Source organism: Corynebacterium sp. HMSC06C06 (genome assembly GCF_001807295.1).
Lineage (GTDB): Bacteria > Actinomycetota > Actinomycetes > Mycobacteriales > Mycobacteriaceae > Corynebacterium > Corynebacterium striatum.
Genome location: NZ_KV788505.1, coordinates 114,044 through 132,271, shown reverse-complemented (window position 1 = coordinate 132,271; position 18,228 = coordinate 114,044). Strand labels below are relative to the sequence as shown.

The window sequence follows — 18,228 nt, the reverse complement described above, 5'->3', positions numbered from 1 at the left end:
CTGCGGCCGTAGCGAAAGGTGACCCACGTGTCGATCGACCAGCAAATCTCCGAATACTACGACAAGCTCCTCAAGCGCAACGCCGGTGAGCCAGAGTTCCACCAGGCATTGTTCGAGGTCTTGGATTCCCTCAAGATAGTCTTGAATAAGGATCCTCACTACGCTGATTACGGCCTCGTTGAGCGCCTGTGTGAGCCGGAGCGTCAGCTGATTTTCCGTGTTCCGTGGACCGACGACCAGGGCAACATTCATGTCAACCGTGGCTTCCGCGTTCAGTTCAACTCCACGCTTGGCCCGTACAAGGGCGGCCTGCGTTTCCACCCGTCCGTGAACCTAGGGATCATCAAGTTCCTGGGCTTTGAGCAAATCTTCAAGAACTCCCTGACCGGCCTGCCCATCGGCGGCGGCAAGGGTGGCTCTGACTTCGACCCGAAGGGCAAGTCCGACGCTGAAGTCATGCGCTTCTGCCAGTCCTTCATGACTGAGCTACACCGCCACATCGGCGAGTATCGCGACGTTCCTGCGGGCGACATCGGCGTCGGCGGCCGCGAGATTGGCTACCTGTTTGGTCAATACCGTCGCCTGGAAAACAAGCACGAATCCGGCGTCCTTACCGGTAAGGGGCTGACCTGGGGTGGTTCCTTGGTGCGCACCGAGGCTACCGGCTACGGCCTGGTCTACTTGACCTCCGAGATGATGAAGGCCCACGGCGAGTCCTTCGAGGGGGCAAGGGTCATCGTCTCCGGTTCCGGTAATGTGGCCATCTACGCCGCAGAGAAGGTCCAACAGCTCGGCGGCACCGTCGTAGCGATGTCTGACTCCGCTGGTTACGTTACCACCCCGAATGGCGTGGACATCGAGCTGATTAAAGACATTAAGGAAGTCCGCCGCGAGCGCATTTCCGCCTATGCTGCAGAAGCCGGCGAGGGAGTGGAGTACCACGCAGGTGGCAACATCTGGGAGGTTGCTGCCGACGTCGCCCTGCCTTGCGCAACTCAGAACGAACTCGACGTCGACTCTGCTAAGGTCCTGGCAGCGAACGGCGTCCGCTACGTCGCTGAAGGAGCAAATATGCCGTGTACCGCGGATGCTGTCCACTACTTCTTGGGCTCTGACGTGAACTTCGCGCCGGGCAAGGCTGCTAATGCCGGCGGCGTTGCAACGTCTGCTCTGGAGATGCAGCAGAACGCTTCGCGTGATTCTTGGTCCTTCGATTACACGGACCAGCGCCTGCACGAGATCATGTCAAACATCTTCAAGAACATCGACAAGACTGCCAAGGAATACGACATGGCAGGCGACTACGTCGCTGGTGCGAACATCGCTGGCTTTAAGAAGGTTGCTGACGCCATGCTCGCCCAGGGTGTTATCTAAGACTTAAGGTACCTGCATAAGTGGAAAGAGCTCTCCGGGGCTCTTTTTTCATGCCAACTTCAAGTCGAACTTGAGATTTTTGTCTAAAGTGCCGCGTGGGATACGTGTGACGAAAGTTTCTTTGGTTACTCTGAGCGCATGTACCGCGTATTTGAGTCCCTCGATGAACTTGTTCGCAACCTGGAGCAGGCTTACTCCGTTCCCATGACCGCCAACTGCATGGTTCCGCGCCACGAAATGCTGGCGCTTCTTGACGACCTTCGTAACGCCCTACCTGTCGAAATGGACGACGCCCAAGACGTCCTCGATAAGCAGGACGAAATCCTGGCTGGCGCCGAGGAGCGCGCCGCCCAGATTGTCGCCGACGCCAACGCGCAGGCTGATGAGATCATGTCCCGCGCGCAGGAAGACTCTGACGCCATGCTTTCCGACGCCCAGCACCGTTCCACCACCATGGTGGCTCAGGCAGAAGACGACGCCAGTGCCATGATCGAAAGCGCCCGTGCCGACGCGGACCGCACCATCGCACAGGGCAACAAGGAGTACGAGCGCAGCGTCGCTGCCGGCCAGGCCGAGCAGGACCGCTTGGTCTCCGAGTCTGAGGTGGTTCGCCGCTCCAACGACGAGGCACACCGCATCGTCGAGACCGCCCACACCGAGTCCAACCGCCTGCGCACCGAGTGCGACGAGTTCGTTGATTCCAAGCTGGGCGAGTTCGAGTCCACGCTGTCTGGCCTGCTGCGCACCGTTAATTCTGACCGCCAGGCGCTGCGTCGTGGCGCCGGTGTGCGTGCGCGTGGCACCGAGCGCAGCTCGGAACGCTACGAGCGTTAAATCCTGTCCCTAGCGGGGTTCTGCTAGGGACGTCGCCAGTGGCCCCTGCTGGTGGCCAGACGGTCTGTCGTACACCGCCTGGCCATCAGCAGGGGTCGTTGTCTTTGCTGCGGCGGCAATAGCGGCACTCACGAAGGCAGGGAGCCCGAAGATGGCCCAAAGAAGCGGGCACATGCTCGACGGGCTGGATGCGAAGGCGTCGAACTGCGTGAACGCTTCGACGACGTACATCAGGGCGACCATCGTGCTGATTCCGGCAATCGTCGAGGCGGTAGTCATGAATACGCCCGCCACCGATTCGCGGGAGTACCACGTCAGCCAGCCCACACCAACGCCGAGTGCGGCGGAGGCGATGATGCTAGTGACGTCGAAAGGCAGTGGCAGCGCGAAGAACGCTCCGAGAATCATCCCGAACATCAATCCGCGCCATGCAACCGAGCACAGCGGATATCCCTGAGCAGTGCGTTTGGCATGGCGATGACAGTAAGCTGCGACACCAACGAGCAGGCACACGGGAGTTACGCAATAGAGGGGAAACGCCCAACCAAGCTGGGACAATTCGCCGGGCAGGCCTGCGGTGTCGAAATTCATAAGAGCTAGCGTAGGGGCGTTTAGGTCATGTGTGAACCCTATAAACATGGTGCATAGGGGCTTGTGCGGTGGGTTTCAGGTAATCCCCAGGTATGGTTGCGGCGGCTAGGTGCGGCGTCGGCTAAGAGTATGACGCCCCACAGGGTAGGCTATGAGGCGTTATGGCAGATGTATTGGAATCACCGCTGAAATTTAATGTGGCCGAGTTGCTGCGCAGCCAGGGCGCTGCCGCGATGCCTGAGCAGCGCGTGCAGAAGGGACCCGCGCCGGAGCGCATCGGTGTGGAAATGATCGCCGTCGAAAAGGGCGACGAAATCACCGTCGACGCCACCTTGACGCCGCTGGGATCGGGCGTGCTTGTCGACGCCGCCGTTACCGGCACCCTCACCGGGGAGTGCGCGCGGTGCCTCAAGGAGCTCCATCCGGAGCTGGACCTCCACGTATCGCAAGTATTCGCCGCGGATGAGGACTTCATTGGCGGCGACGAAGCCGACGCCGAGGACCAAGGCTCGGGCGACGAAGTCCCGGAAATCGTCAACGACGAGCTCGACCTTCTGCAGACCGTCATTGATGAGGCGGGCCTCGGCTTGCCCTTCGCACCGGTGTGCGAGAACGGCTGCGACATCGAAACCCCAGAGGGTGTCACCACCGGAGTATCCGGTGAGGAGGAAGATAAGGTCGATCCTCGATGGTCCGGACTGGAGAAGTTCCTGTGAGCAAGAAAAATAAGCTAACCGGTGAAGAGGCTCTCGAGCAAGCATATGCTGCGGTCGACCATGCGCCACTTCTGAAGTCTTTGGGCGTCGAGCTGGCCGATGAAAACCTGCGTCTGGCCCTGACGCACCGCTCTTTTGCCAACGAAAACGGCTACCTTCCCAACAACGAGCGGCTCGAGTTCTTAGGCGATGCAGTCCTCGGATTGTCTGTGGCTTCGAAGCTGTACGAGCAGTACCCGTCGCGTCCGGAGTCGGATATCTCGAAGATGCGTGCTTCCATCGTGTCTCGCTATGGCTTGTCCGATATCGCCCGCGAGATCGAGCTTGGCCAGCACATTCTGCTGGGCAAGGGCGAGCAGTCCACGGGCGGTCGCGACAAGGATTCCATCCTTGCGGATACCACCGAGGCCATCTTTGGCGCCATCTACCGCCAGTACGGCTTTGAAACCGCACGCGACGTCATCCTGCGTCTGTTCCAGAAGAAGATCGACAACGCTGTCGTCTCCGGTCGCCACATGGACTGGAAGACCAACCTGCAGGAACTCTGCGCTGAGCTCAAGGCGCCGATGCCGGTCTACACCGCGACGTCGACGGGCCCTGAGCATGATCAAACCTTCACCGCTGTGGCTACCGTCGCCGGCCTGACCGTAGGAAATGGTGTGGGCCACAACAAGAAGCTGGCCGAGCAGCAGGCCGCGCAAGAAGCGTGCCAAACGTTGCGCGAGACTCCGCTTCTCGTACAGGGCACCGCCAACCGCGAGCTTTAATGCCGGAGCTGCCCGAAGTTGAGTCAGTCCGCCGCGGGTTGGAGGGTTACCTTCCCGGGCGGACTTTCGAGCGCGTTGAAGTCCTGCACCCGCGCGCGAACCGTGGGCAGGAAGGTCCTCTCGACCAGCTGTTGGTGGGGCGGGAGATAGGCGGCGTCGCAAGGCGCGGCAAATTCATGTGGATTGAGTTCGCCGACGAGAATCTCCACGACCCCGGTCGCGACGTCCTCTTCGTGCACTTGGGCATGTCCGGCCAGATGCGGGTGGGGGAGACGGACTCGAAACATGTGCGGATCAGGGCGTCGTTAAGCGGCGGCGTGGACCTGTCCTTTATTGACCAACGTACTTTTGGCTACTGGTTGTTGGCCCCGTGGCTTAAGATTGCGCACATCGCCCCGGACCCCCTCGAGCCTGATTTCGAAATCGTCGCGGCCGCGCGGCGGATTCGCGCGAAGAAAACCGCGGTGAAGACCGCCCTGCTGGACCAGACGGTGGTTTCGGGCATCGGCAACATCTATGCCGACGAGGCTTTGTGGGCCGCGCAGGTGCAGCCCCAAAAGAAGGCTTCTACACTGCGGCAACGTGACGCTATAGCGCTTATCGACGCCGCCGCCTCCGTCATGCGCGCCGCCCTCAAGGTCGGTGGCACGAGCTTCGATTCCTTATACGTCAACGTCAATGGTGAGTCGGGGTATTTTGAGCGATCCCTGCACGCGTATGGGCGCACCGGAGCGCCGTGCGACAGGTGCGGAACCGAGCTGGTGCGCGTCGTAGTGGGTGGTAGATCCACCCATTTTTGCCCCCGCTGCCAGACCTATTAATGGATCGATAGGGGATGCATAGCGTTTAATACTCTCCATGGAATTTCTTGAGAACGCTGTGACAACGTTCAATGACTCAGTCTGGACCTATCTGATCCCGTGGATCTTGATCGCTGCCGGACTCTTTTTTGGTTTCCGTACCGTTTTGGTGCAAATCCGAATGGTGCCGGAAATGTTCAAGGCCGTGGTTGAGCGCCCGAAGGGCGTCGGTCGCGACGAAGACGAGGACTACGGCGGCATTTCTGCTTTTAAGGCCTTCACCATTTCGGCGGCGTCGCGCGTGGGCACCGGCAACGTGGCTGGTGTGGCCGTGGCCATCTCCGTTGGCGGCCCGGGTTCTGTCTTCTGGATGTGGCTCATTGCGATTCTGGGCGGTGCGACTGCGTTTGTCGAGTCCACCCTGGCGCAGGTGTGGAAGGTCCGCGAGGGCTCCGCTTATCGCGGTGGCCCGGCCTACTACATGAAGCGCGGTCTAGGCTGGGGCCCGCTGGCTGCGATTTTCTCGGTGGCTATCGCGTTTACCTTCGGCTTTGTCTACAACGCTTTCCAGACCAACGCGATTGCTGACTCCATCGCGTTCTCCTTCGGCCGCGAGGACACCATGTTCCGCGCTATCGTCGGCCTGATTGTGGCTGCTGTGGCTGCACTCATCATCTTCGGTGGCGTGCAGCGCATCGCGAACATCACCCAGGTCATCGTTCCTTTCATGGCTATTGCTTATCTGCTCATCGGTGGCTTCGTGGTGATTACGAACTTCGACAAGGTGCCGGGCATGATTGGCGACATCATCGGCCACGCCCTCGGCTTCAAGGAGATCGCCGGTGCTGGTTTGGGTACCGCGATGATGAAGGGTATCCAGCGTGGTCTGTTCTCCAACGAGGCCGGTGAGGGTTCTGCTCCTAACGCAGCTGCCACCGCAACGGTGTCCCACCCAGTTAAGCAGGGCCTCGTGCAGACCTTGGGCGTCTACTTCGATACCTTGGTGGTCTGTTCCATCACGGCGTTCATTATTTTGCTCGGCCCGTCCATTGCTTATGGTGAGGACGCTGAGGGTGTTTCCCTGACCCAGGCGGCTTTGGCTTCTGAGGTCGGTAACTGGGGCATTCACTTCGTGACCTTCATCCTCTTCTTCCTAGCTTTCTCTTCAATTCTCGGCAACTACTACTTGGCAGAGTCCAACGTTGAGTACCTGACCCGCAGCAAGGTTGTCCTCAACATCTTCCGCTTGGTCGTGCTTTTCTTCGTGTGGTTCGGTGCGGTCGGCTCCCTCCCGTTCGTCTTCGCACTGGCCGATACCGGCGCTGCGACGATGGTCTTCCTCAACATCCTGGCTATCGTTCCGCTCTCAGGCGTGGCCATCAAGCTGCTCAAGAACTACAACGAGCAGCGCCGTAAGGGCATCGATCCCGTCTTCCACCGCGACATGTTGCCGGAGCTCAAGAACGTTGAGTGCTGGGACGGCTCTGACCCAGTTACCCGCCGCAGTCCGGAGGACCGCCAGCGCCTGCAGCACCAGTACGACCTGGGCGACCACTCCAACTTGAGGGAGTACTAAATGGAGCGCATGACTGCGTTTGTCCACGGTTCGGTCCAGGGTGTGGGCTTCCGCTGGTGGACGCGTTCGCGCGCTTTGGAGCTAGGCCTTGCCGGCCATGCCACCAACTTGGCTGATGGCCGCGTGCAGGTGGTGGCGGAGGGCCCATGCGTCGACTGCAAGCGTTTGCTCGAGTTGCTGCGCGAGGAGCCTTCAACCACTCGCCGCCCGGGCGTGGTCACCACCGTGGTGGAGCAATGGTCGACGCCGCGGGGCGAAAGCGGATTCATCGAACGCTAGCGCCGTAGTAGTTGCTAAACTTTCACGAATGCACCTCAAATCGCTCACGCTCAAAGGCTTTAAGTCTTTTGCGTCTGCGACGAACCTAAAATTCGAGCCCGGTATCTGTGCCGTTGTGGGGCCCAATGGCTCGGGCAAGTCGAACGTCGTTGACGCCTTGGCGTGGGTAATGGGCGAAGGCAGCGCCAAGACCCTGCGCGGCGGCAAGATGCAGGACGTCATCTTCGCCGGAGCGGGCGACCGCAAGGCGCTGGGGCGCGCCGAGGTCACGCTGACCATCGATAACTCGGATGGCGCGCTGCCCATCGACTATTCTGAGGTCTCCGTTACCCGCCGCATGTTCCGCGACGGCGCCAGCGAATACGAAATCAACGGCTCTAAAGCCCGTTTGATGGACATTCAGGAGCTGCTATCTGATTCAGGCATCGGCCGTGAGATGCACATCATCGTCGGCCAGGGAAAGTTGGCGGAGATTCTTGAATCGCGCCCTGAGGACCGCCGCGCCTACATCGAAGAGGCCGCCGGCGTGCTCAAGCATCGCCGCCGCAAGGAGAAGGCGCAGCGCAAGCTTACTGGCATGCAGGCCAACTTGGATCGCCTCCAGGATCTTACCGACGAGCTGGGAAAACAACTCAAGCCGCTGGCGCGTCAAGCAGAGGCAGCCAAGCGCGCCGCCACGGTGCAAGCAGATCTGCGCGACGCGCGCCTGCGGATCGCCGGCGACCAAGTAGTCCAACTGCGCAAGAAGTTCGCCGACGCCAAGCACCAGGCTGCCATGCTGGCGGAGCAGGTCGCCGAAATCACCGAGCAGCTTGAGGAAGCCTCCGGCGTGCAGCTCGAAATCGAGGCTGAGCTCGGCGAGACCACCCCCAAAGCCGAGGCCGCTCAGAAGCTGTGGTTTGACCTTTCGACCCTTTCCGAGCGAATCTCCGCGACCCAGCGCATCGCCGCCGAGCGTGCCAGCAATGTCGGCGCGCAGGTCGCCTATGCAGGTCAAGACCCCGAGGAACTCGAGGCCCGCGCACTCCGCGCAGATGAGGAGCACGCGGAGCTGCTCATGGTCGCCGAGGAGGCCGCTGAGCGCCTCGAAGGTATTCGCGAGGAAGTCGCGGAGCGCCGCGCAGCCTTCGAAGAGGCCGAAAAAGAACACATGGCGCAGCTGCGAGCCATCGCGGACCGCAGAGAGGGCGTCGTCAGGCTCATCGCCGCTGAGGAGAACCTGGCAAGCCAGGTCACCGCAGCAGAGGAAGAGCTGCAGCGCCAGGAAGAGACCCTGCAGTCCACCAAGTCTCGCACGCGCACGGCGCAGGCCGAGGCAGACGATGTCGCCGACAAACTCCGAGCGCTCAATGCCGAGCGCGAGCCTCTCGAAGAGGCGCACGTGCGCGCTGCCAGCGAGTCGAGCGCCGCCGACAAGCGCCTCGAGCAGCTGCGCGACGGCCAACGCGAACGCGAGCGCGCCGTTTACACCCTGCGCTCGCGTATCGATACCCTGGCGCAGACGGCGCCTGAGCACATCGACCTGGGCGAGGACTTCCAGCCGCTGGCAAACTTCATCTCCACCAAACACGAGACCGCCGTCGCGGCAGCATTGGGTGCCTTTGCTGAGGCCCAAGCCGGCGAGGTCACCGACAGTGTCGTTGAAAGCCTCAACAACGCCACGCGCACCCCGCTCATTGACATCGCCAGCAACGCTGCCACACAGTGGCGCTTGGACTCCGCCCTTCCCTCCACGGCCACGTGGCTGCTCGACGAAGTAGTGCTGGTGCCGGAGGTGCAAGCTGCGGTCACACGCCTGCTTTCCGACGTCGTCCTGGTCCAGGATCTCTCCGCCGCCCGCGAGGTGGTGCGCGAGGACCCGCGCCTGCGCGCTGTGACCCCGGAAGGCCTGCTGGTGGGCGAGGGCTGGGTCGAGGCCGGCACCGGCGCTTCCTCCACAGTGGAGGTCTCCGCCCGCATCGCGGAGGCTGAGTCCCAGCTGGAGTCCGCGACGCAGGAGCTTGAGGAGCTCTCCGGCACGTTGGAGGGCGCCAAGATTGCAGCTGACGAAGCCCGCGTTGCCGCGGCGTCGGCTAAAGCTGCTCTCCGCGAGCACGACACTGAGGTCGAGGCCTGGCGCCGCGACCACCAGCGTCTTCTCAAGCAGCACGAGGTCAACAAAGCCGAACACGAGAAGGCTGCCGCGCGCGCAACCGACATCGAGGTCAAACTCGCGGAGCTGCGCGAGCAACTCGCCGAAGCTCGGGACCGCCTCGCGCGCGTCGACGCGGACGAGCACGACAACGAGCCTTCCTCCGCCGAGCGCGACTCCGCGTCGACGGCACTCGAGCAGGTCAAAGCTATGGAGATGGAAGCTCAGCTCGCGGCCCGCACCGCCCAGGATAGGGTGGGCCAGGCTGCGGGCAAGGGGGACGCGCTGCGTCGTCAAGCAGAGCATGAACGTCAGGCAAAAGCCCGCCATGAGCAGGCGATGGCACGTCGCAAAGCGCAAGCTGCTTTGGCTGGCGCGGTGTCCAAGCACGCCCAGGACCTGGCTACCCGCGCGGCCCATGCCTTGGAGCGTGCCACCGCCGAGCGCGATGACTTGGTCAACCAGCGCAACGTCTTGAACGCCCGCTTGCAGTCCGCGAAGCAGCACGTCTCTGCCACCCGCCAGCAGCTCGACCGCCTGACCTCCAATGCGCATGACTCGGAGATTGCGCGATCCCAGGCACAGGTGCGTGCCGATGAGGCGGAAGCGAAGATTGTAGAGCAGCTCGGGATCGCTATCCCGGACCTGCTCAAGGACTACACCCCGGGCGAGGACTTCGACCGCGGCGCCGAGACCGCGCGCCTGAAGCAGGCGGAGAAGGACCTCAACTCATTGGGTAAGGTCAACCCGTTAGCGCTGGAGGAGTACAAGGCGTTGGAGGAGCGCTACTCCTTCTTGTCGACGCAGCTTGACGATGTCATCCAGGCCCGCAAGGATCTCTCGGGGGTTATTGAGGATGTCGATAAGCAGATACTGCAGCTGTTCACTGATGCCTGGAAAGACGTGGAAGCGGAGTTCCCGAAGGTCTTCCAGACGCTGTTCCCAGGCGGTGAGGGACGCCTGATTTTGATGGAGCCGGACGACATGTTGGCTACCGGAATTGAGGTGGAAGCCCGTCCGCCGGGCAAGAAGGTCAAGCGTCTGTCCTTGCTCTCTGGTGGTGAGAAGTCTTTGACGGCGTTGGCAATGCTGGTGGCGATTTTCCGCGCGCGACCGAGCCCGTTCTACGTGATGGATGAGGTTGAAGCCGCGCTTGACGACGTCAACCTCCGACGCCTCATCGCCCTTTTCGAGGAGCTGCGCAAGGACTCGCAGCTGATTGTGATCACGCACCAGAAGCCGACGATGGACGTGGCTAACGTCTTGTACGGCGTGACCATGCGCGGCGACGGTGTCACGCGCGTGATTTCCCAGCGCATGAGTCCAGCCGGCGCTGCGCCGGGAACTGACGCTGCGGCCCAGGACGCCACCCGCCTGGGCGTCGACGCGCCGCGCGGACCTGCCGCTGTTGACGGCGCAGGAGATACTGACGGCAATTAATGTACGGCAAGTGGTGCCCGATGGGGTTAAGCCTGGCACTATAGAGGGCATGAATACTATCTCGTGGATTCTTATTGCCGTAGCTGTCATTGTGGTGCTGGCTATCGTGCTGATAGTTGTTGGCAAGAAGCGTGGTGATTCGAAGAAGGTTTCCTTCGAAAAGCCCGCCGAGGAAGCACCGAAAGAGCTGACCCAGGAGCAGAAGTCTGGCAACTACCAGGCTAAATCCGGTTTTAACTTCGCTCCGGCTGGTAGCGATGCCGACAAGCAGCCAGAAAAGGTTCCTGCTGCTCAGCCTGTAGCCCAGCCTGAGGCAAAGCCTGCAGAGGTGTCAGCCGAGCCAAGCGATACCCGCGATGCAACCGAGCTCGCCAATGCCCAGCTCGCAGACGAGGACGTAGAGGCTCCTGTAGCCGAGCCAACCACTGAGCCGGCAGCTGAGTCGGTTGAGCCAGAGGCTGTTGAGCCAGAGGCTGAGGAGACTCCAGAGGTTGACTCCACCGAGACCGTCGAAGAGGACACGGTTTCAGTCGAACCTGTGGCGGAAGATGAGCCAGTCGCGCAAGACGTGCCAGACCTTCCAGAGGCAGAGGAAGCGGCTGTCGCTGCGGAAGCGCAGACTGCGGGCGCTGAGGCCGCTCTTGATGCTGAGCCGGAGGAACTGCAGGTCTCCAAGGACGCTGAAGTTATTCCAGCGCCGTCCGAACCAGATGCTGACATCGAGCCGGCAGGCGGCCGCCTGGGCCGCCTGCGCGGCCGCCTGTCCCGGTCCCAGAACGCTATTGGTCAGGGCCTCTTGGGCATCCTGTCTGCAGGCGACCTCGACGAGGACGCCTGGGAAGAAATCGAAGACACCCTCATCATGGCAGACCTGGGCACCAAGTCCACGCTGAAGGTCACCGAGTCCCTGCGCGACAAGATCGCTGAGCGCGGCGTGTCCAGCGAGGAAGAAGCACGCGCGATGCTGCGTGAGTCCCTCATCGAGGCCGGCCACCCAGAGATGGACCGCTCTATCAAGGCCATGCCAAACGAGGGCAAGCCGGCCGTCATCATGGTCGTCGGCGTCAACGGCACCGGCAAGACCACGACCACAGGCAAGCTGGCTCGCGTACTCGTCGCCATGGGCCACAAAGTGTTGCTGGGCGCGGCCGATACCTTCCGCGCTGCTGCCGCCGATCAGCTGGAGACCTGGGGTCGCCGCGTCGGCGCCACGACCGTTCGCGGCAAGGAGGGGGCTGACCCCGCATCCGTTGCTTTCGATGCCGTGGCAGCCGGCGTCGACCAGGGTGTCGACGTGGTACTCGTCGACACCGCCGGTCGTCTGCACACCTCCGTCGACCTGATGGATCAGCTGGGTAAGGTCAAGCGCGTCGTCGAGAAGAAGACCGAAGTAGACGAGGTGCTGCTGGTGCTCGACGCCACCGTCGGCCAGAACGGCCTGACCCAGGCTCGCATTTTCCGCGAGGTCGTGGACATCACCGGTGTTGTCCTCACCAAGCTTGACGGCACGGCCAAGGGCGGCATTGTGTTCCAAGTACAGGAGGAACTCGGTGTGCCGGTCAAGTTGGTTGGCCTTGGCGAGGGGGCCGATGACCTGGCTCCATTCGAGGTCGAGGGCTTTGTCGACGCTCTGCTAGGGGAGAAGTAGCAGCGTCGTTGCACTAATGCGTGAAAAGCCGCCGGGAAAACCCGGCGGCTTTTTCTGTACCTATTTTGCTTCTAATATCGAGTAGCCGTTAGAATTTTGGGAAAGAGGGCGTCGAAAAGCGCAGCTCCTGCGGTGTTTTTCTGGCAACCTAAAACGTCCCAGCGTCACCTTGGGCACAGAAACAATGTGCTTTGACCTTAACCACAGTGGTACTGTGGTTAAGTATTATTTTTTGCACGCTCAAAGTTATAAATCTCTAAACAATGGTTCGTGAGGCTAATCTTTCGTGACACTTCTTTATGTTGTCCTCCTCGCAGCTTTGGCAGTGGTTCTTGCCCCGGTGACTGTCAGGGTCGCCGATCGCGCCGCCGGCTATCCGCTAGCCGGCATTTTTGTTGTGGCGGCAGTTCTCCTTGCTAAAGAATTCGGAACTCTATCCGAGGGCAAAGAAATTTCCTTTAGCCGCACCTGGGTTCGCGATGTCGTGGACTTAGGCATCGACGTCAATTTCGCCCTCCGCGGCGATGCCCTCGGCGTTTTCTTCGCCATGCTGGCACTCGTTATCGGTGCGGTGGTATTTACCTATTCGGCGGCCTACCTTCCTGCGGGCAAAGGCAACGTCAGCTTCTATACGCTGATGACTGCCTTTACAATGTCCATCCTGCTGCTAGCTCTGGCGAACGACGTCATTTTGCTGTTCCTCGCCTGGGAGCTGGTGTCCTTGGCGTCGTTTATGCTCATTGCTCGCTCCGGCAAGGCAGGTGAGGCAGGCTCGCAGCGCACCTTGATTCTTACCTTCATCGGCGGCCTGACCCTGCTTGCTGCCGTGGCGATTGCCGCGACTGCGGCGGGAACCACGAATCTGGAGGAGATCCTTGCCTCCGGCGTGTGGGCACAGCGCCCTGGTCTTACTGCCGGTGTTGCCGTCCTGATTGCGTGCTCGGCGTTTACCAAGGCAGCGCAGTTCCCCTTCCACTTCTGGCTCCCCGAAGCCATGGCAGCTGCGACCCCGGTCTCGGCCTTCCTGCACGCGGCCGCAGTGGTTAAGGCGGGCGTTTACCTGCTTATTCGTTTCTCCACTATCTTCCACGACGTGGCGGTATGGAACTGGTTGCTGATCGTGGTCGGCATGGGCACCGCGGTGATGTCCGCGGTCTTTGCCGTGCAGAAGACGGACCTGAAGAAGCTCACCGCTTATTCCACGGTCTCGCACTTGGGCTGGATTGTGGCCACCATCGGCGTCGGAACGCCATTCGCTATCACCGCGGCCCTCGTGCACACGCTGGCTCACGCGCTGTTTAAGTCCTCTATCTTTATGCTGATCGGTGTAGTCGACCACGAGGCCGGCTCCCGAGACATCCGCCGTCTGGGCGTGTTGTGGAACAAGATGCCATTCACGTTTGCCTCGATGGCTATCGGCGCGGCGTCGATGGCCGCAGTTCCGCCGCTTCTGGGCTTTGTCTCGAAGGAAGGCATGCTGACTGCCTTTGAAGAGGCTCCAATCGGTGGGGCAGGGCAGGTCATCTTGCTGCTCGTCGCCGCGATTGGCGCGTTCTTTACCTTCACGTATTCCGCGAAGATTGTCTTCGGCGCCTTTTTCGACGGTCCGCGCAACATGTCCAAGGTCCACGAGGCGCCTGTTCGCCTGTGGCTTCCGGCTGCGCTGCCGGGCTTTATGTCCCTGCCGCTGGTGTTCTTCCTGGGCACCTTCGACAAGCCTTTGGACTTGATGGCCGGTTCTGTCGGTATGCATTCCCACGCACACCTGGCTTTGTGGCACGGCATTAATGTTCCGCTGATCATCTCCACCGTGGTCCTACTCGCGGGTATCGCGGGAGTCTTCGTGCGCAAGCAGCTGTGGGCCGCGTTTGAGGGCACCAAGCTGGTGCCGCGCACCGGTAACGAAATGCTCAACCTCGTGCAGAAGTGGGCCACCTCCATCGGCCGCTTTGTAGGCCGCATGTCGGATACTCACAACCCTTCGCGCCTCATGCTTCCGATCGTCTTGCTGCTCATCATCTTGGCGGCCGCGGGGCTCATCAGCGAGGGCGTCGACGGCGTCGCTCTGGCGCCCCGCGTCGATGGCCTGGACAACCCTTGGGATCTGCTGCCGCTCTCCATCGTGGCGCTGTCCATGATTGGCCTCGTCCGCACCCGCAACCGTCTTACGGGTGCTGTGATGATCGGCATTGCCGGTACCGGCGTGACCCTGCAGATGTTCCTGCTGGGCGCGCCCGACGTCGCCCTCACACAGTTCACCGTTGAGGCACTGTCGGTCATCGTCATGATGATGGTCCTGCGCTACCTGCCGGAGAAGTTCCACCCAGTGCAGGACACCTCACGTAAGGCTGGCTCGATTGTGATCGCAGTCTTCGCTGGTGTCGCCGCATTCCTCGGCGTTTGGGGCCTGATGGGTCGCCACGAGCGCTCGGACCTTGCCATGTGGTACTTGAACAACGCTCCGGATATCACCGGCGGCGACAACGTCGTGGCCACCATCATCGTTGAGTTCCGTGCACTCGATACCTTGGGTGAGCTTTCGGTTCTGGGTATGGCCGCAGTGGTTATCGCAGCGGTCACTTCGACGCTGCCGCGTTTCCCGTTCACCTCGGGTACTCGTCCGGCGCCGTTTGGACAGTCCCAGCTCAACTCCGTTCCGCTGCGCAAGGGCATTGCGATTGTTATCCCGATTCTGGTCATCATGTCCGTGGTTGTGTTCTACCGCGGCCACCAGGCCTCGGGCGGTGGCTTCCCGGCGGCGCTGATTATGGGCGCGGCTATCGGCTTAACCTACCTCTCGCGCGGTTCGGACGAGATTGTCTTCGGCCGCATGACCCCGATTCATCTGACAGGCATCGGCATCATCGTTGCGCTGACAGCCGGTTTCATCGGCTACATCCCGCATCACGGCGAGCCGGGCGGCTTCCTCACCGCCATCCACGGCCATGCTCTGGGGCAACACTGGACCACGTCGCTCATCTTCGATCTCGGTATCTACCTGGCAGTGCTGGGTATGCTCACCATGGCCATCAACGCTTTGGGTGGCTACCTGCGCCCAGGTACTGAACGTGACTACCTGCCGTGGGTCCACGACGATGATTCCGCGTTGCCTACGACCCCACGCGTGGTGCTTGACGACGTCGATGATCCTTACCCCGAGCCCATCAATCCCTCGAGCAACCCCTTGGCGCTGCTCAACAAATCGGAAGCTCGAACCAAGAAGGAATCCCCTCGCACTATTCGAAAGAGGGGCGAGGATAACTAATGATTCTTGCACTGACTATTGCACTGCTCATCGGCTCTGCTGTCTACCTCATTCAGCAGCGTGGCCTGGTCCACATCGTGTTGGGCATGATGGCCTTCGGTCACGGCGCGAACCTGACTCTTCTGGCAACGGGGGTGTACTCCTACCGCGGTGAGTCCTTCCCATCGCAGGTACCAGCTGACCAGATGGCGGATCCGCTGCCGCAGGCCTTCGTGCTGACCGCCGTGGTCATTTCCATGGCGACCTCGACGATTTTGCTCACCATGGCCGCTATGGGCGCCAATGATGACACGGACATCGTGGAGCCGGTTGATGACAACACTATTGACCACGCGTTCTCCACGCTGGGTCGTGATTCTAAGAATCGAGAGATTTTGCAGCGTTCTGCCAACAAGATGGATCGCCTGAAGGAACTTGACCAAGCTGAGGAAGGGGAGAAGTAATGGCTGAACTCGTCAGTGCACTGTTGCCGCTGTTCCCAGCGGTGCCCCTCGTCGCTGCGGCGTTGGCTCTGCTCGCGCCGTGGCGCGGCGTGCGCGATTCCATCATGCTTGTCATCCCCGGCGTGGGCATTTTCGCGGGCTTCGCGTTGCTGTTATACACCATGAACAATGGCGTCGTGGCGCACACGGTTGGTTTGTATCCAGGCAACGCCGGTATCGCGTTTGCTGCGGATACCTTCTCCGCCTTGATGATCGTCACCACGATGATCGTGGCCTTCGGCGCCAACTGGTTCGCCATCGTGGGCGGCGAGACCAAGTCACGCTATTACGCGTCGCTGACCCTCATCCTAGTCACCGGTGTGTGTGGCGCCTTGCTGACTGCGGACCTCTTCAACTTCTTCGTGTTTATCGAGGTCATGCTGTTGCCGTCTTATGGCCTCATCACCATGTCGGGTACGTGGTCTCGCCTTGCTGCGGGCCGCGCGTTCGTGTTGGTCAACCTCTTTGCGTCCACTTTGCTGGTGGTCGGCGTCGGCTACATTTACTCGGTTACGGGCGTGGTGAACCTCGCGGCGCTCGAGAGCGCAGCCGCGGGTAACGGCCCAGTGACCGTCGCTTCCGGCATCGTGGTCATCGCCATCGCGGCGAAGGCCGGCGTGTTCCCTGTACAGTCTTGGCTGCCACGCACGTACCCCGGAACCTCCGCCGCTGTTATGGGCTTGTTCTCGGGCCTGCATACTAAGGTCGCGGTCTACATGCTCTACCGCCTCTGGGTCCACCTCTTTGACATGGACCAGCGCTGGGGCACCCTCATCATCGTGGTCATGATTGTCTCCATGATCATCGGTGCCTTCGGCGGTATGGCCGAGAACTCGATCCGTCGCGTGCTGGGCTACCAAATGCTCAACGGCATGCCGTTCATCCTCGTGATGATGGCATTTACCACCCACGACCCGCAGCGCGCTCTGGGCGCGGGCATCCTGTACACCATCCACCACATGCTCACCGTGGGATCGTTGATTCTGGCCTCGGGTGCCATCGAGGAGACCTACGGCACGGGCCTGCTCTCCAAGCTGTCGGGCCTGGCTCGCCGCGACCCGATCATCGCCTGGATTTTCGCAGCCGGTGCCTTTTCCGTGGTGGGCTTCCCGCCGTTTTCCGGTATGTGGGGCAAGGTCCTCATCGTCGTCGAGATTGCGCGCACCGGTGACCTATGGGCATGGATTGTCATCGCCGTCATCATCATTGCATCCTTCGCCGCCTTCCTGTCGATGCTGCGCGTGTGGCGCGAGGTCTTCTGGGGCAAGGATCTGCCGAAGGAAAAGGTCCCCGCTGAGCTCATCATCCGCAAGAAGCTGATGGCGCCGTCGGCTGCGCTCATCATGGGCTCGCTCACCATGTTTATTTTGGCGGGCCCAGTCATCGACGTCACGATGCACGCCGCCGAGGACCTGCTCGACACCGAGGCCTACACTCAAGCTGTGCTTGGCGACGCCCCCGTTGCCCTGCCGGACATCGACTCCACCCAGGGAGGTCGCTAAATGAAACTCTTCTTTCACTCCTGCGTGTATGCGCTGTGGCTGGTGAAGGAAATCTTCGTCGCTGGCTTTGGACTGGCGGCTGAGTCCTTCAAGCCAAAGAACAATTACCACCCAGTCGTCGTGCGCTACCCGCTGCGCGTGACGGGCGCGTGGGAAATCTTCTGGTTTACATCCTCCATTACCGCTACCCCTGGCACGCTATCGCTGGGCCTGCGCGAGCCGGTGGCCGAGGGCTTGCCGCGCATCGTGCTCGTCCAAGCCGTCATGGGCGACGACCCAGTCGAGATCATGGAATCCTTGGCCGACATGGAAGAGCGCCTCGCCCCGCACGTTAAAGAGCTGGACTACGGCGTTCCCGGCCAGAGTGACACCAAGGTACTCGACCCGGCTTTCTACGAGTACCCACTCGAGACGCTCGGTCGTCACATGCGCGCGCCGGACATCGCGCAGGTTGAGGACACTCCGCTTCCTGCCGACGAGACTGAGAAGTATTCCGTGTGGCCATTGCGCCCTGAAAGGAAAGGCGAATAATGCTGGATTTCGCGCAATTTAGTGCTTTCGAATGGGTCATTTTCGTCTGCATCTTCATCATGGGCGGCGCCCTTGCCTCCGCGTTGCTTCTAGCTCTGCGCTCCCGCGACGAGCTGACCCGCACGGTCATGTCAGACATGGCCTTCTATGGCATGCTTTGCATGTACATCGCGTGGACGTTCACGAACCACGCGTCGATTCTCTACGACATTGCCATGCTGGCGGCTATCGCGGCCGGCGTGCTCCCGACGCTGTCGATGGCGCGCATCATCTCGAAGGGACGTCGATAAGC

15 protein-coding genes are annotated in these 18,228 nt (G+C 61.2%); 14 read left to right on the top strand and 1 reads right to left on the bottom strand.

What is annotated here, in order from left to right; genetic code table 11:
- The first annotated feature begins 27 nt into the window (after positions 1 to 27).
- On the top strand, positions 28 to 1,374 hold the full coding sequence (gdhA, locus tag HMPREF3153_RS09265) for an NADP-specific glutamate dehydrogenase (protein ID WP_070420641.1): 1,347 nt from the start codon (positions 28 to 30) through the stop codon (positions 1,372 to 1,374).
- A gap of 138 nt (positions 1,375 to 1,512) precedes the next feature.
- Positions 1,513 to 2,208: a DivIVA domain-containing protein gene (locus HMPREF3153_RS09260; protein ID WP_005528822.1), complete on the top strand. Its 696-nt coding sequence runs from the start codon at positions 1,513 to 1,515 to the stop codon at positions 2,206 to 2,208.
- Between the two features lie 9 nt (positions 2,209 to 2,217).
- Here HMPREF3153_RS09260 and HMPREF3153_RS09255 read toward each other — a convergent pair whose 3' ends face one another.
- Positions 2,218 to 2,799 carry a hypothetical protein gene (locus HMPREF3153_RS09255; protein WP_141740936.1) on the bottom strand — a complete coding sequence of 194 codons (582 nt, stop codon included), beginning with the start codon at positions 2,797 to 2,799 and terminating at the stop codon, positions 2,218 to 2,220.
- A 161-nt stretch (positions 2,800 to 2,960) separates the two neighbouring features.
- On the opposite strand from HMPREF3153_RS09255, the gene HMPREF3153_RS09250 reads away from it, so the two are divergent.
- The 12 genes from HMPREF3153_RS09250 to HMPREF3153_RS09195 all read left to right on the top strand — a co-directional run bounded on the left by HMPREF3153_RS09250 (position 2,961) and on the right by HMPREF3153_RS09195 (position 18,226).
- A complete protein-coding gene (locus HMPREF3153_RS09250) occupies positions 2,961 to 3,515 on the top strand; it encodes a YceD family protein (protein WP_223197602.1) in 555 nt (184 codons plus the stop codon).
- Positions 3,512 to 4,282 (top strand): ribonuclease III, encoded by a 771-nt coding sequence (rnc, locus tag HMPREF3153_RS09245; protein WP_005528828.1) that lies wholly within the window; start codon positions 3,512 to 3,514, stop codon positions 4,280 to 4,282. Before HMPREF3153_RS09250 ends, rnc begins: the two co-directional genes overlap by 4 nt.
- The gene (gene mutM, locus HMPREF3153_RS09240; protein WP_070420639.1) at positions 4,282 to 5,103 is read left to right on the top strand and encodes a bifunctional DNA-formamidopyrimidine glycosylase/DNA-(apurinic or apyrimidinic site) lyase; all 822 of its coding nucleotides are present in this window, start codon (positions 4,282 to 4,284) and stop codon (positions 5,101 to 5,103) included. The genes rnc and mutM overlap by 1 nt, the downstream gene beginning before the upstream one ends.
- 37 nt (positions 5,104 to 5,140) lie before the next feature.
- Positions 5,141 to 6,658, top strand: coding sequence for an alanine/glycine:cation symporter family protein (locus HMPREF3153_RS09235; protein WP_070420638.1), 1,518 nt, complete (start codon positions 5,141 to 5,143; stop codon positions 6,656 to 6,658).
- Complete coding sequence (locus HMPREF3153_RS09230; RefSeq protein ID WP_005528834.1) at positions 6,659 to 6,937, top strand: acylphosphatase; 279 nt, start codon at positions 6,659 to 6,661, stop codon at positions 6,935 to 6,937.
- A gap of 28 nt (positions 6,938 to 6,965) precedes the next feature.
- Positions 6,966 to 10,508, top strand: coding sequence for a chromosome segregation protein SMC (gene smc, locus HMPREF3153_RS09225; protein ID WP_070420637.1), 3,543 nt, complete (start codon positions 6,966 to 6,968; stop codon positions 10,506 to 10,508).
- Positions 10,509 to 10,557: 49 nt separating this feature from the next.
- On the top strand, positions 10,558 to 12,156 hold the full coding sequence (gene ftsY, locus HMPREF3153_RS09220) for a signal recognition particle-docking protein FtsY (protein ID WP_070420636.1): 1,599 nt from the start codon (positions 10,558 to 10,560) through the stop codon (positions 12,154 to 12,156).
- Between the two features lie 286 nt (positions 12,157 to 12,442).
- Entirely contained in the window at positions 12,443 to 15,421 is a 2,979-nt protein-coding gene (locus tag HMPREF3153_RS09215) for a DUF4040 family protein (RefSeq protein WP_070420635.1), read from the top strand.
- Positions 15,421 to 15,864 carry a cation:proton antiporter subunit C gene (locus HMPREF3153_RS09210; RefSeq protein WP_005528840.1) on the top strand — a complete coding sequence of 148 codons (444 nt, stop codon included), beginning with the start codon at positions 15,421 to 15,423 and terminating at the stop codon, positions 15,862 to 15,864. The genes HMPREF3153_RS09215 and HMPREF3153_RS09210 overlap by 1 nt, the downstream gene beginning before the upstream one ends.
- Positions 15,864 to 17,405: a monovalent cation/H+ antiporter subunit D family protein gene (locus HMPREF3153_RS09205; protein WP_046645264.1), complete on the top strand. Its 1,542-nt coding sequence runs from the start codon at positions 15,864 to 15,866 to the stop codon at positions 17,403 to 17,405. The genes HMPREF3153_RS09210 and HMPREF3153_RS09205 overlap by 1 nt, the downstream gene beginning before the upstream one ends.
- A complete protein-coding gene (locus HMPREF3153_RS09200) occupies positions 17,406 to 17,936 on the top strand; it encodes a monovalent cation/H+ antiporter subunit E (protein WP_005528845.1) in 531 nt (176 codons plus the stop codon).
- Positions 17,936 to 18,226, top strand: coding sequence for a cation:proton antiporter (locus tag HMPREF3153_RS09195; RefSeq protein WP_046645265.1), 291 nt, complete (start codon positions 17,936 to 17,938; stop codon positions 18,224 to 18,226). Before HMPREF3153_RS09200 ends, HMPREF3153_RS09195 begins: the two co-directional genes overlap by 1 nt.
- Positions 18,227 to 18,228 lie beyond the last annotated feature (2 nt).